Below are 12,860 nucleotides of genomic sequence, written 5' to 3' on the forward strand. Positions count from 1 at the left end.
GTGCACCCCCGCCGTTAAAAACCGTGCTAAAACTAGCAGACGGCGTAATCCTGGGGCTCGCGGCCGTAGTAGGCGTCCAGGTAGAGCTCCTTGATCTCGCTCATGAGCGGGTAGCGCGGGTTGGCGCCGGTGCACTGGTCGTTGAATGCCTGCTCCGTCATTTCGTCGAGGGTGTCGAGGAAGTACTGCTCGTCAACACCGTAGTCGGCGATGGTCTTCTTGACGCCGATGAAGTCCTTGAGCTCCTCGAGCTTCGTGATGAAGTTCTCGAAGACCTCCTTGTCGTCCTTGCCCTCGATGCCGCAGTACTTGGCCATCTCGGCGTAGTTGTGCAGCGCGTTGGGGTAAGGATACTGGGAGAAGGTACCCATCTTGACGGGAGCCTCGGCGGCGTTGTAGCGCATGACGCGGGTCAGGATGACAGCGTTTGCGAGGCCGTGGGGCAGGTGATGGAAGGCGCCGAGCTTGTGGGCCATGGAGTGGTTGAGGCCCAGGAAGGCGTTGGCGAAGGCCATACCGGCCATGCAGGAGGCGTTGTGCATCTCCTCGCGGGCGTGCGGGTCCTTGGCGCCGTTCGTGAAGCTGGAGGGCAGGTTCTCGAAGACGAGCTTGGCAGCGCGCTCGGAGAGGCCCTTGGTGTAGTCGGAAGCCATGATGGAGACGTAGGACTCGATGGCGTGGGTCATGACGTCGATGCCGGAGGCAGCGGTCAGGCCGCGCGGGGCGGTCATGCAGTTGTCGGCGTCGACGATAGCCATGTTGGGGAGCAGCGCGTAGTCGGCGAGCGGCCACTTGATGCCGGTCTCCTTGTCGGTGATGATGGCGAACGGCGTGCACTCGGAGCCGGTACCCGAAGAGGTCGGGACGGCGACGAAGTAGGCCTTCTTGCCCATCTCGGGGAAGGTGAAGATACGCTTGCGGATGTCCATGAAGTCCATGGCCATGTCCTCAAACTTGCACTCGGGGTGCTCGTACATCATCCACATGATCTTGCCGGCGTCCATAGCGGAGCCACCGCCGACGGCGATGATGACGTCCGGCTCAAAGAGAGCCATCTGCTTGGCGCCGCGACGTGCGCACTGCAGCGACGGATCGGGCTCGACGTCGTAGAAGCAGTCGTGGGCGATGCCCATCTCGTCGAGCTTGGCCTCGATGGCGCGGGTGTTGCCATTCTTGAAGAGGAACTGGTCGGTGACGATGAAGGCGCGCTTCTTGCCCATGACGTTGCCCAGCTCGTCGAGGGCGACGGGCGTGGAACCCTTCTTGAAGTAGACCTTCTCGGGAGCGCGGAACCACAGCATGTTCTCACGGCGCTCGGCCACAGTCTTAACGTTGATCAAGTGCTTCACCCCAACGTTCTCGGAGACGGAGTTGCCGCCCCAGGAGCCGCAGCCCAGGGTCAGAGACGGCTTCATGCCAAAGTTGTACAGGTCACCGATGCCGCCGTGCGAGGACGGGGTGTTGATGACGATACGGCAGGCCTTCATGACGTGCTCGAACAGGCTGATCTTCTCGGCCTGGGCGGGGTGCACGTACAGAGAGGCGGTGTGGCCCGGGCCACCGGCGAGCACGAGGTGCTCGGCCTTGTCGACGGCCTCCTGGAAGTCCTTGGCGTGGTACATGGCCAGGACCGGGGAGAGCTTCTCGTGGGAGAACTCCTCCTTGGCGGGGTCGGTGGAGGTGACCTCGGCGATCAGGATCTTGGTCTTGGCGGGAACCTCGATGCCGGCGAGCTCGGCGATCTTGGCAGCGGCCATGCCGGGGATGCGGTGATCGAGAGCGCCGTTCTTGAACATGGCGGCACGCAGGGCCTCCATCTCGGCACCCTGCTTGACGAAGTAGCAGCCGCGCTTCTGGAACTCGGCCTTAACCTGGTCATAGATGCTGTCGATGACGGTCACGGACTGCTCGGAAGCGCAGATCATGCCGTTGTCGAAGGTCTTGGAGTGGATGATGGAGTTGACGGCGAGCAGCACGTCGGCGGTGTCGTCGATGACGACCGGGGTGTTACCGGCGCCAACGCCCAGGGCGGGCTTGCCCGAGGAGTAAGCGGCCTTGACCATGCCCGGGCCACCGGTGGCGAGGATGATGTCGACGTCGCGCATGACCATGTTAGTCAGCTCGATGGAGGGGACATCGACCCAGCCGATGATGCCCTCGGGGGCGCCGGCCTTGACGGCGGCGTCAAGCACGAGCTTGGCGGCGGCGATGGTGCACTTGGCGGCAGCCGGGTGCGGGGAGATGATGATGGCGTTGCGGGTCTTCAGGCAGATCAGCGTCTTGAAGATCGCGGTGGAGGTGGGGTTGGTCGTCGGGATGACGGCGCCCACGATGCCGATGGGCTCGGCGATCTTGGTGATGCCGTAAGCCTCGTCGCGCTCCAGGACACCACAGGTCTTGGTGTTCTTGTAAGCGTTGTAGATGTACTCTGCGGCGTAGTGGTTCTTGATGACCTTGTCCTCAAGAACGCCGCGGCCGGTCTCCTCGATGGCCATCTTTGCCAACGGGATACGAGCCTTGTTGGCGGCCATGGCGGCCTCATAGAAGATCTTGTCGACCTGCTCCTGCGTGTACGTAGCAAAAAGCGCCTGGGCCTCTCGCATCTGAGCGAGCTTGGCCTCAAGCGCCTCTACATTGTCCACAATTGCGGGAGTAGTGTTTTCCGGTGACTTTTTCACCATTTGTGTCTCCTTGCGATCGGAGATTTACCCTACGCCTTGCATGATAGCAAGAAATTATTCGGCGAACGGTAAGATTCCCGTAAAAGGCACACTAAAACGCTTCAATAAACTGAAACGTTTTAACCAAAGCTATTTGCCTGCTCCACCGCCCCGCTCGTTGGGGACAGACTTACATGAGTGCTTTCACTCATTTGGGACAGACATCGATTTGCCATTTTGCCGTTCTGGGCCTGTTATTGCCGCTTATTGGATATAAATAGGTTGCAGGCTCAGCATTTCGCGTTGCTTCTCTCCTTTTAGGTGTTGCCTGAACAGTTTTGAAAGGAGAGATTATGCCCCGATGCGCCCGCCCCGTTTCGATCACCGGCTATTACCACGTCTTTGACCGCGGCAACTCCAAACAGATTATTTTTGAAGATGGCTCCGACCGTTATCGTTTCTTATCGGATATCTCGGACAGGTTTGCGCGCCATGAAGTGGCGGTGTTGGCTTGGTGCCTTATGGACAATCACTTCCATTTGATGGTTGATGACCCATTTGACAACCTTTCAAAGGCAATGCAGTGCGCGCTGACGGCATATGCTAAGTATTTCAATGGAAAAACGGGGAGAACGGGACATCTGTTTGACAATCGCTATTCGCGGGTCGCGGTTGAGTCGGACACGCAGGCGGTGCAGCTGCTCGACTATATTCATCTCAATCCCGTGAAGGGTGCGCTTGACTCGCTCGATGCGTACCGCTGGTCAAGCTATAAGGCGTATCAGCTGGGCTATGATCCCTTTGACATCTGTGATGCGGCCCCTATGCTCGATATTGTCGGTGGCTCCCGTTGCTATTGCGAGCATCTCGAGGAAGTTGCCGGGCGCATCTGGTCAATGGAGGTTCTTCCACGCCGGCGGATCCCCGATGAGGAGGCCCTTTCCGTTGCGCGCGAAGTTCTGCCGAGCATAGATCCTGCACTGCTCAAAGCCCTGCCACGCCCCGAACGCGATGCGTGTCTGCTGAGGCTTAGGCGGGCGCATCTCACGGTCAAGCAAATTGCCCGTATCACCGGCATCGGCGCTACAAGCGTGACCAAGGCAACTGCAGGCTGGAACGAGGCGGCGTGAGGTACGTACTGGTGACGATCGAAGCGCCGTGAGTTCGTCGATGCACTGTGAGCTTTGGAAAGCACTCATCTAAGTCTGTCCCCAATGCGTGAAAACACTCATGTAAGTCTGTCCCCAATGAGTGCAAGCACTCATGTAAGCCTGTCCCCAATGAGTGCAAAAAGGCGCCCTCCGTAGGGGAGGGCGCCTTTGGTAAGTTCTATGTGAACGCGAGGTCTTTGACCCGGAGAGTCCGAGGTACTTGTTGGTAAGACCTTATTTAGGAGCGCGCAACCTTGCCGGACTTGAGGCAGGTGGAGCAAACGTTCATCTTGCGACGGTGACCATCGACGACGACGTAAACGCGCTGGATGTTGGGGCGGAACTTACGGTTGGTGACGCGGTGAGAGTGGCTGATGGAGCGACCGGCAACGGGGTGCTTACCGCAAACTTCGCAAACTTTGGACATAACTGACCCTCCTTGGGCGACAAACGAACATGTCGCGTTAACAAACAAGCCTGAACTATAGCACAGAAGCAGCTCCCTGTGCGCAATCTACACAGAGATATTCCTCTTTTGGCGATAGTGCCCACGCCACGGCCCTGGACGTAGATCCGATTTGCGTGCAGCAGAGGGGATTATGCCAGCTCGTGCGTGCGTTTTCAAGCTCGTCCCACAAATATATATAGGTTTATGGAGCATTGGGCTCCGTTTACGGATTGCTCTGTATTTATGCTCGCAATTAAGCTCGAGGTTGGCTACACTATCCCTTGACCATTAAAGGGGTACGAGATACCCACATGGAATTACATAGCTGCCATGCGAGCAGCCTTTCCTGTGGGTGTCTGGTCCGCTTTAAGCGGTCGGGCATCTATTTTTTTGACTGTGTCAGCAGTCAAGACATGTGAGGAAGGAGATCGATGGGCACGACTTCCCCCAAGGCGGTCATCATGGACGAGACCGCCGTCAATCGAGCGATGACCCGCATCGCGCACGAGATTCTCGAGCGCAACGAGGGCTGTGAAGACCTCGCTCTGGTCGGCATCGTCACGCGCGGCGACCTTCTGGCAAAGAAGCTCGCCGAGGAGATCAAGGAGATCGAGGGCGTCGAAGTTCCGCTCGGCAGCCTGGACATCAGCTTCTATCGCGATGACTATGCGACCAATTTCGCTCCCGCGATCCACGCCACCAACATTCCCTTTAGCGTCGACGGCAAGCGCGTCGTGCTGGTGGACGACATCCTGTATACGGGCCGTACCATCCGCGCCGCTCTCGACGCCGTCATGGACCTGGGCCGTCCGAGTCGCATTGAGTTGGCAGTCCTCGTTGACCGCGGCCACCGCGAGCTCCCCATCTCGCCGGACTTTGTCGGCAAGAACGTTCCCTCGTCGCATGAGGAGAACGTGCATCTATATATGAAGGAAGTCGACGGCCACACCGCCGTCGAGATCAACGACGTCGCGCCGGGCTCCCACGTGGGTTCTGCGCCGCTGGGAGGTGAGTAGTACCGTGGCGTTCAACCATAAGCACCTGATCGACATTACCGAGTACTCCGAAGAGGACATCAAGCTCATCCTCGAGACCGCCAAGGCGTTCTCCGAGGTCAACGAGCGTGCGATCAAGAAGGTCCCCACGCTCAAGGGCAAGACCATCGTCAACATGTTCAACGAGCCCTCGACGCGCACCCGCAGCTCCTTCGAGCTCGCCGAGAAGCGCCTTTCGGCCGACAGCCTCAACTTTGGCGGCTCCTCGACCTCTACGGTCAAGGGCGAGAGCCTCGTCGACACCGTCGAGACCCTCAACGCCTACAAGATCGACTGCATCGTCGTGCGCGATAAGCACGCCGGTGCTCCCTACATCGTCACGCAGAACTCGCCCGCGAGCGTCATCTGCGCCGGCGACGGCAAGCACAACCATCCCACGCAGGCCCTTCTCGACCTGTACACCATCTGGGAGCACAAGGGTGACTTCCACGGTCTGAAGGTCGCCGTTGTCGGCGATATCTCACACTCCCGTGTCTGCGGCTCGCTGATTCCCGCCCTTAAGATCATGGGCTGCGAGACCTACGCCGTCGCCCCCGGCACGCTGCTGCCGCCGGCGCCCGAGGTTCTGGGCTGCGACCACGTGACGAGCGACCTCGATTCCGTTCTGCCCGAGCTGGACGTCGTCTACATGCTGCGCGTGCAGCAGGAGCGCCTCGAGGGTGCCCCGTTCCCCACGATTCGCGAGTACCACAAGCTCTTCGGCCTGACCAAGGACCGCGAGAAGCTCATGAAGCCCGACGCGATCATCTGCCACCCGGGCCCCATCAACCGCGGCGTCGAGTTCGACTCCTATATGGCCGACCACCCGCAACGCTCCGTCATCCTGGAGCAGGTCTACGCCGGTATCTGCGTGCGTATGGCTATCCTGTATCTGCTGCTTGGAGGTGCCGATAATGGCCTTGCTTCTTAAGAATGCCCACGTCGTCGATCCGTCCGTCGAGCTTGACGGTGTCGTTGACGTCCTGATTGACGGCGACAAGATCGCCGAGGTCGGCGAGAATCTCGCCGTCGAGGGAGCCGAGGTCCGCGACCTTTCCGGCAAGTACCTCGTCCCCGGCCTGGTGGACATGCACGTGCACCTTCGCGAGCCCGGCTACGAGGTCAAAGAGGACATCGAGAGCGGCACCCGCGCAGCTGCCAAGGGCGGCTTTACCGGCGTGTGCTCCATGCCCAACACCGATCCCGTCACCGATAACGGCACTGTCGTGGAGTTCGTCAAGTCCCGTGCTGCCGAGGTTGGTCACTGCCGCGTCTATCCGTCGGGCGCCATGACCCGCGGTCTTAAGGGCGAGGCCATGTCCGAGATGGGTGATATGGTCGCCCATGGTGCCGTCGCCTTCACCGACGACGGTCGCGGCGTGCAGGGCGCGGGCATGCTCCGTCGCTGCATGGACTACGGCAAGATGTTCGGCAAGGTCTTTATGAGCCACTGCCAGGACGAGGACCTGGTCGGCCACGGCCAGATCAACGAGGGCAAGGTCTCGACCCGTCTGGCCCTCGAGGGTTGGCCGGCTGCCGGCGAGGAGCTCCAGATCGCCCGCGACATCGAGATCGCCAAGCTGACCGGTGCCAAGCTGCACATCCAGCACATCTCCACCGCCCATGGCCTGGAGATCGTGCGTGCCGGCAAGGCCGCTGGCGTCCAGGTTACCTGTGAGGCCACCCCGCACCACATGTTCCTGACCGAGAACGACCTGGACGAGACCTACAACACCTCGCTCAAGGTCAACCCGCCGCTGCGTACCGAGGAGGATGCCGAGGCCATCCGTCAGGGCGTCATCGACGGCACCGTCGACGTTATCGTCACCGATCACGCCCCCCACACCCCGTGGGAGAAGGCCCGCGAGTTCGAGCTTGCGCCCTTTGGTATGATCGGCCTCGAGACCTCGCTGTCGCTCGTACTCACCGAGCTGGTCAACACGGGCAAGATGAGCATGGGCCGCATGGTCGAGCTCATGGCCATCAAGCCGCGTGAGATCCTGGGTCTTGACCAGGTTCAGGTCAAGGCGGGCTCCGTTGCCGACCTGACCGTGTTCGACGCGTCCGCCACCTGGACGGTTGGCGAGGACGGTTACGAGTCGCGCGCCGAGAACTCCGGTTTCGCCGGCCGCACGCTTACCGGTCGCGCCACCGATGTGTTTGTCGGCGGTAAGCAGACGCTCGCCGACGGCTGCATCTGCTAGCATAGCCTTATCGCTTTTGTGCGCGGTGCCCTTGCGGTGCCGCGCTTTCTGTTCGTTTGGACCATGCAACCGCATGGGGGATTGGAGCGTCTATGCCCACACCTTCCACTGCACGCATGCACGACTTCGAGGTCGTCTCGAACCGGGAGATTGCCGACGGCATCTTCTCGCTCGTCATCTCGGCCCCCAAGCTTGCAAGTGCGCTCAAGCCCGGTCAGTTTGCGAACATCGCCGTACCCGGCGATGCGTCCTCGCTGCTTCGCGTGCCCCTGAGCTACTACCGCGCCGACGCCGAGGCCGGCACCGTCGAGCTGTGGTACGCCGTCGTGGGCGACGATACCCGTCGTTTGTCCCAGATGGGCCCTGGCTCCACCTCTAACCTGCTGGGCCCCGGTGGCCGTGGCTGGATGGTACCCGAGGGCACCAGGAAGGCCCTGCTCGTCGCCGGTGGCATCGGTGTTCCGCCCGTGCTGTGCCTTGCCGACAAGCTTGCCGAGCAGGGTGTGGCCGTCGACGTGTGCCTGGGTTTTGGCACCGCTTCCAAGGCCGTGGGCATCGATGAGTTCCGCGCGCTGGGCGCCACGGTCAACGTTTGCACCGACGACGGTTCGCTCGGCACACACGGTTTTTGCACCGATCCTGCCGCCGAGCTGCTCGGCGAGGGCGGCTACGACTATGTGGCCAGCTGCGGCCCCGCTGCCATGATGAAGAAAGTCGCCGCCGCTGCCGCCGAGGCCGGTGCGTACTGCGAGGTGTCCCTCGAGCGCATGATGAGCTGTGGCTTTGGCGCCTGCAACACCTGCAATGTCGAGACGGTCGACGGTATGAAGGGTGCTTGCATGTGCGGCCCCGTGTTCGATGCTTCCAAGGTGGTGGTCTTCTAGTGGGTACCGTGAACATGGCCGTCGATTTCGGCGGCGTCAAGATGCAAAACCCCATCAACACCGCAGCCGGTACCTTTGGCTACGGTTGGCAGTTCCAGAACTTCTTTGATGTTTCCCAGCTGGGCGCCATCACCACCAAGGGTTGCGCTGCCGAGCCCTGGCCCGGCAACCCCGCGCCCCGCATGGCCGAGATTCCCGGCGGTATGATCAACTCCGTGGGCCTTCAGAACCCCGGCGTGGCCGCCTTTGCCCGCGAGTCCGGTCCGTGGCTCGAACAGCTGTCCAAGGACGGCTGCCAGGTCATCTGTCAGGTTGCCGGCCACTCCGTTGACGAGTTTGTCCGCGCACTCGAGATGTATGTCGAGCTGTGCCCCTGGGCTGCCGGCTACGAGATCAACGTGAGCTGCCCTAATATCGCCGCCGGCGGTGCCGCCATGGGCTCCACGCCCGAGGGCGCCTCTTCCGTTATGGCTGCCTGCCGCAAGGTGACCGATAAGCCGCTGTTCGTGAAGATGGCGCCGGTCAACGTCGCCGAGATCGCCAAGGCCCTCGAGGCCGCCGGCGCCGACGGCCTTTCGGTCATCAACTCCATCCAGGGCATGGCCATCGACGTCCATACCCGCAAGTCCCGCGTGGCCAAGCCCAAGGGCGGCCTTTCGGGCCCGCTGTGCCACCACATCGCCGTGCGCATGGTCTGGGAGGTTGCCCAGGCCGTCGATATCCCCATCAACGGTGTCGGCGGTGTCATGACCGGCGAGGATGCGGCCGAGTTTATCCTGGCCGGTGCCACCTGCGTGTCGGTCGGCATGGCCAACTTCGTCGATCCGTGCGCTTCGCTCAAGATCGCGCATGAGCTCGAGGTCTGGGCCGAGTCCCAGGGCGTAAAGGACATCAACGAGCTGGTAGGTGCTTTCGAATGCTAGAGACCGATGCCCGCGACCGCGTAATCGTCGCCCTCGACTGCGATCGTGAGCGTGCGCTCGAGCTCGCCCACGAGCTTTCGGGCCATGCCGCCTGGCTCAAGGTTGGTATGACGCTCTATTACGCTGAGGGCCCCGAGATCGTCAAGACCTTTAAGGACCTGGGCTTTAAGGTCTTCCTTGACCTTAAGTTCCATGATATTCCGCATCAGGTTCGCGGTGCCGCCCGTTCGGCCTCGCTTGCCGGTGCCGACCTGCTCTCGGTTCACGGCTTGGGTTCGGGCGCCATGCTCGCTGCCTGCCGCGAGGGTGCCGAGGAGGCGCGCGAGGACCGCGCCAAGCTCGTCGCCATCACCGTGCTCACGAGCATGAATCAGGATGCCTTGAGCGAGATCGGCGTCGAGTCGCCGGTGGCCGAGGAGGCCGCCCGCCTGGCAAAGCTCGCTCAGGCCAACGGCATCGATGGCATCGTGTGCTCGCCGATGGAGGCTCACGACATGCGTGAGCTGCTGGGTCCTGATGCCCTGATCGTGACTCCGGGTGTGCGTCCGGTGGGTGCCGCCTTAGGCGACCAGTCCCGCGTGGCGACGCCTTCCCAGGCTATCGAGCGTGGCGCAAGCCACATTGTGGTGGGCCGTCCCATCACCGGCGCCGACGATCCGGTTGCCGCCTTTGACGCCATTGTCGCCGAGCTGGTCGAAAACGTCGCGTAAAAGATTCCCCTAAGTCACCACTTTTGGGTCTCATTAGCACAAATTAGCCCCTGTGCCTGCGTAAACTTTCCCATCCTTTGTGTGGAATCGCAGGTCGGGGGCTCATCTTTTAGCGCGATATATTGCACTTTTTGCGGGTATCGTCTAACCTATGGAGCCGCGATTGAGCATTTTGTACGTTTTACGTGCTAAAATGCCAAATATTGAATCAGATATAACCCAACTATTTGGAGGTACGAATGGCACTCCCTCAGCTTACCGATGAGCAGCGCAAGCAGGCTCTTGAGAAGGCTGCCGCCGCACGTCACGCTCGCGCAGAGCTCCGTGAGCAGATCAAGAAGGGCGAGAAGTCCCTCGAGTCCGTGCTCAACTCCGATGACCCCATTGCTTCTCGCATGAAGGTTTCCACCCTCATCGAGTCTCTCCCCGGTTATGGTAAGGCTAAGGCCGCCAAGATCATGGAGGAACTCGGCATCTCCGCTACCCGTCGCGTCCAGGGCCTTGGCGTCCGTCAGCGCGAGCAGCTCCTCGAGCAGCTGACCAAATAAGTGAGCGCTCAGGATTCAAAGCTCTTTGTGATTTCTGGACCGTCAGGCGCAGGGAAGGGTACGCTCGTCACTCGTGTGCGCGAGCGCCGCTCGAACCTGGGCCTGACGGTTTCGGCTACCACGCGAGCACCACGCAAAGGTGAGGTCGACGGCGTCAACTACTTTTTTCTGACGCGCGAGGAGTTCGACCGCCGCGTGGCAAACGGCGAGTTTGTTGAGTGGGCCGAGGTCCACGGTAACTGCTACGGCACGTTGGTGAGCGAGGTCACATCCAAGCTCGCCTCGGGCGCGTCTCTGATTTTGGAGATCGATGTCCAGGGCGCTCTGCAGGTGAAGGAGCGTTTCCCCGAGGCCGTGCTGATCTTTATCAAGCCGCCTTCGCTTGAGGTGCTCCGCGAGCGTCTGGTCGGTCGCGGTACCGAGACGCCCGAGACGATTGAGCTGCGTATGGCAAACGCCGCCGATGAGCTTGCCCTTGCCGACCGCTACGACGACGTCGTGGTAAATGACGATCTCGACCGCGCGACCGATGAGCTCGTTCGCGTTCTCGATATGCATGAAAGGATCTGAGGTCCGTGTCCGTTGTAAAGCCTTGCATTGACGATCTTCTGGAGAAGACCGATCACAACCGCTTCCTGCTCGCTTCGCTTGCCTCCAAGCGCGCCTGCGACATCAATAGCATGCTGCGTGGCCAGCACAACCGCGTGCTTGCCGTCCAGGATGTCGATGACATCACCATCGGGCTTTCCGGTGCCGACACCATCTCGATGGCTATGGACGAGATTGTCGACGGCGACATCTCTTACGACGAGGCCCGTTACGAGAAGGCGCTCGGCCACAAGGTTGCTGAAGCCTAAATGGCGGCTCGCGTCTGCCTGGTCCACTATCACGAGGTTGGACTGAAGGGTAAGAACCGTGCACATTTTGAGCATATCCTCATGGATAACATCAAGGCGGCCTTGGCCGCCTTTTCCGTGAATGCCGTGTCTCGAATTTCCGGTTATATCCTCGTGACCTTTAACGAGCATCAGGCCGACGAGGCGGCGCGTGTCATTCGCACCGTTCCCGGCGTTGCTCGTGTGTCTTTGGCGTATCACACCAATCGCGACCCTCAGGAGTACTGTGCCGCCGCCGTGAAGGCGCTGCGCGAGTTTGGTTCCTTCGATTCGTTTAAGGTGCACGCCAAGCGTTCCAATACCGACTATGAGCTCACCTCGATTGACATCAATCGTCAGGTGGGCGAGGTGCTGTGTGAGGCCTTCCCCGATAAAAAGGTTCAAATGCACGACCCCGATGCGATGGTGCGCGTACTGGTGGTCCAGGGTAGCGTTTATGTGTACGCGCGCTCCGAGCGCGGCGTGGGCGGTCTGCCGGTGGGTTCTGCCGGCAAGGTCGTGACGCTGCTGTCGTCGGGTATCGATTCTCCGGTGGCGACCTGGATGCTCGCGCGTCGCGGCGCGGTGTGCGTGCCGGTACATTTCTCAGGTCGTCCGCAGACGCCCGACACGAGCGAGTATTTGGTGCAGGACATCATCCGTGCGCTTGAGCCGGGTGTCCAGATCGGCCGCCTGTACGTGGTGCCGTTTGGCGACTGCCAGCGTGAGATTTCGGTCACCTGTCCCAGCAACCTGCGCGTGATCATGTATCGCCGCATTATGTATTCGGTTGCCGAGCGCATTGCACACATCGAGGGCGCCAAGGCCATCGTGACGGGCGAATCGCTTGGACAGGTTGCCTCCCAAACGCTTGAGAATATCATGGCCGTTAACGAGGCCGTGAAGATCCCCGTGTTCCGTCCTCTCATCGGTTCGGACAAGCAGGAGATCATTGCGCGTGCCGAGGAGATCGGTACGTTCGATATCTCGACTGAGGCCGCTCCCGACTGCTGCACGCTGTTTATGCCGCGCCGTCCCGAGACGCACGCTAAACTTGATGCCGTGCATGAGGCCTGGGAGTTGTTCGATCATGAGGAGATGATCGAGCGCCTGCTCAAGCAGACCGAGTACATCGACTTCGAGAGCAACACGTATAAGGCCCCTAAGACCTTAAAACGCAAACATTCGGAGCTTGCTCCGCGTGAGATTTACCAAAATCACGAGTTAATTTGTGCATAGACCGACGATGCGCTTGCATCGTCGGCCTTTTGCTATCTGGGCATTTTGCGGCTAAGTGTTCATTTGCTGACGTGTGCCTGAATAAATGGACAGATTTGTGCAAGGTTTTGGTCGGTTTTTGGTTTGACCGTTAAAACCGGTTTTGGAGCGTGGCTGTTGTGGAGCTCCTTTCCTGACACGATGG

General features: G+C 60.6%; 13 protein-coding genes. 11 read left to right on the forward strand and 2 right to left on the reverse strand.

The window, feature by feature from the left end:
• Nucleotides 1-32: 32 nt before the first annotated feature.
• The gene (gene adhE / locus AAAV44_RS00810; protein ID WP_316365489.1) at nucleotides 33-2,681 is read right to left on the reverse strand and encodes a bifunctional acetaldehyde-CoA/alcohol dehydrogenase; all 2,649 of its coding nucleotides are present in this window, start codon (nucleotides 2,679-2,681) and stop codon (nucleotides 33-35) included.
• Nucleotides 2,682-3,013: 332 nt separating this feature from the next.
• Here adhE and AAAV44_RS00815 point away from each other — a divergent pair, with 332 nt between their 5' ends.
• Nucleotides 3,014-3,790: a transposase gene (locus AAAV44_RS00815; protein WP_349114063.1), complete on the forward strand. Its 777-nt coding sequence runs from the start codon at nucleotides 3,014-3,016 to the stop codon at nucleotides 3,788-3,790.
• 259 nt (nucleotides 3,791-4,049) lie between these two features.
• Here the strand turns inward: AAAV44_RS00815 and rpmB are convergent, their stop codons facing one another.
• Nucleotides 4,050-4,238 carry a 50S ribosomal protein L28 gene (gene rpmB, locus AAAV44_RS00820; RefSeq protein ID WP_022094725.1) on the reverse strand — a complete coding sequence of 63 codons (189 nt, stop codon included), beginning with the start codon at nucleotides 4,236-4,238 and terminating at the stop codon, nucleotides 4,050-4,052.
• Between the two features lie 452 nt (nucleotides 4,239-4,690).
• On the opposite strand from rpmB, the gene pyrR reads away from it, so the two are divergent.
• The 10 genes from pyrR to thiI all read left to right on the forward strand — a co-directional run bounded on the left by pyrR (nucleotide 4,691) and on the right by thiI (nucleotide 12,676).
• Nucleotides 4,691-5,275: a bifunctional pyr operon transcriptional regulator/uracil phosphoribosyltransferase PyrR gene (gene pyrR / locus AAAV44_RS00825; RefSeq protein ID WP_117770320.1), complete on the forward strand. Its 585-nt coding sequence runs from the start codon at nucleotides 4,691-4,693 to the stop codon at nucleotides 5,273-5,275.
• A 4-nt stretch (nucleotides 5,276-5,279) separates the two neighbouring features.
• Nucleotides 5,280-6,224 carry an aspartate carbamoyltransferase catalytic subunit gene (locus AAAV44_RS00830; RefSeq protein ID WP_055285144.1) on the forward strand — a complete coding sequence of 315 codons (945 nt, stop codon included), beginning with the start codon at nucleotides 5,280-5,282 and terminating at the stop codon, nucleotides 6,222-6,224.
• Nucleotides 6,208-7,497, forward strand: coding sequence for a dihydroorotase (locus tag AAAV44_RS00835; RefSeq protein WP_349114065.1), 1,290 nt, complete (start codon nucleotides 6,208-6,210; stop codon nucleotides 7,495-7,497). The genes AAAV44_RS00830 and AAAV44_RS00835 overlap by 17 nt, the downstream gene beginning before the upstream one ends.
• Before the next feature lie 116 nt (nucleotides 7,498-7,613).
• Nucleotides 7,614-8,381 (forward strand): dihydroorotate dehydrogenase electron transfer subunit, encoded by a 768-nt coding sequence (locus tag AAAV44_RS00840; RefSeq protein ID WP_349114174.1) that lies wholly within the window; start codon nucleotides 7,614-7,616, stop codon nucleotides 8,379-8,381.
• A 14-nt stretch (nucleotides 8,382-8,395) separates the two neighbouring features.
• Nucleotides 8,396-9,304 (forward strand): dihydroorotate dehydrogenase, encoded by a 909-nt coding sequence (locus tag AAAV44_RS00845; protein WP_349114175.1) that lies wholly within the window; start codon nucleotides 8,396-8,398, stop codon nucleotides 9,302-9,304.
• Nucleotides 9,298-10,014: an orotidine-5'-phosphate decarboxylase gene (pyrF, locus tag AAAV44_RS00850; protein ID WP_035138533.1), complete on the forward strand. Its 717-nt coding sequence runs from the start codon at nucleotides 9,298-9,300 to the stop codon at nucleotides 10,012-10,014. Before AAAV44_RS00845 ends, pyrF begins: the two co-directional genes overlap by 7 nt.
• Before the next feature lie 239 nt (nucleotides 10,015-10,253).
• Nucleotides 10,254-10,562 carry an integration host factor, actinobacterial type gene (mihF, locus tag AAAV44_RS00855; protein WP_006236130.1) on the forward strand — a complete coding sequence of 103 codons (309 nt, stop codon included), beginning with the start codon at nucleotides 10,254-10,256 and terminating at the stop codon, nucleotides 10,560-10,562.
• A complete protein-coding gene (gene gmk, locus AAAV44_RS00860; protein WP_006236131.1) occupies nucleotides 10,563-11,132 on the forward strand; it encodes a guanylate kinase in 570 nt (189 codons plus the stop codon). It abuts the gene before it with no gap.
• A 5-nt stretch (nucleotides 11,133-11,137) separates the two neighbouring features.
• Nucleotides 11,138-11,419: a DNA-directed RNA polymerase subunit omega gene (locus AAAV44_RS00865; protein WP_035138532.1), complete on the forward strand. Its 282-nt coding sequence runs from the start codon at nucleotides 11,138-11,140 to the stop codon at nucleotides 11,417-11,419.
• A complete protein-coding gene (gene thiI, locus AAAV44_RS00870) occupies nucleotides 11,420-12,676 on the forward strand; it encodes a tRNA uracil 4-sulfurtransferase ThiI (RefSeq protein ID WP_349114067.1) in 1,257 nt (418 codons plus the stop codon). It begins immediately after the preceding gene.
• The last annotated feature ends 184 nt before the right edge of the window (nucleotides 12,677-12,860 follow it).

Source organism: Collinsella sp. CLA-AP-H1, assembly GCF_040092945.1.
In the GTDB taxonomy this organism is placed as follows: Bacteria; Actinomycetota; Coriobacteriia; order Coriobacteriales; family Coriobacteriaceae; genus Collinsella.

Coding starts and splice junctions, on each gene's coding strand:
- pyrF (WP_035138533.1), top strand. CDS start 9,298: ATGCTAGAGACCGATGCCCGCGACCGCGTAATCGTCGCCCTCGACTGC.
- adhE (WP_316365489.1), bottom strand. CDS start 2,681: ATGGTGAAAAAGTCACCGGAAAACACTACTCCCGCAATTGTGGACAAT.
- pyrR (WP_117770320.1), top strand. CDS start 4,691: ATGGGCACGACTTCCCCCAAGGCGGTCATCATGGACGAGACCGCCGTC.
- AAAV44_RS00845 (WP_349114175.1), top strand. CDS start 8,396: ATGGCCGTCGATTTCGGCGGCGTCAAGATGCAAAACCCCATCAACACC.
- AAAV44_RS00835 (WP_349114065.1), top strand. CDS start 6,208: ATGGCCTTGCTTCTTAAGAATGCCCACGTCGTCGATCCGTCCGTCGAG.
- mihF (WP_006236130.1), top strand. CDS start 10,254: ATGGCACTCCCTCAGCTTACCGATGAGCAGCGCAAGCAGGCTCTTGAG.
- AAAV44_RS00815 (WP_349114063.1), top strand. CDS start 3,014: ATGCCCCGATGCGCCCGCCCCGTTTCGATCACCGGCTATTACCACGTC.
- AAAV44_RS00840 (WP_349114174.1), top strand. CDS start 7,614: ATGCACGACTTCGAGGTCGTCTCGAACCGGGAGATTGCCGACGGCATC.
- thiI (WP_349114067.1), top strand. CDS start 11,420: ATGGCGGCTCGCGTCTGCCTGGTCCACTATCACGAGGTTGGACTGAAG.
- rpmB (WP_022094725.1), bottom strand. CDS start 4,238: ATGTCCAAAGTTTGCGAAGTTTGCGGTAAGCACCCCGTTGCCGGTCGC.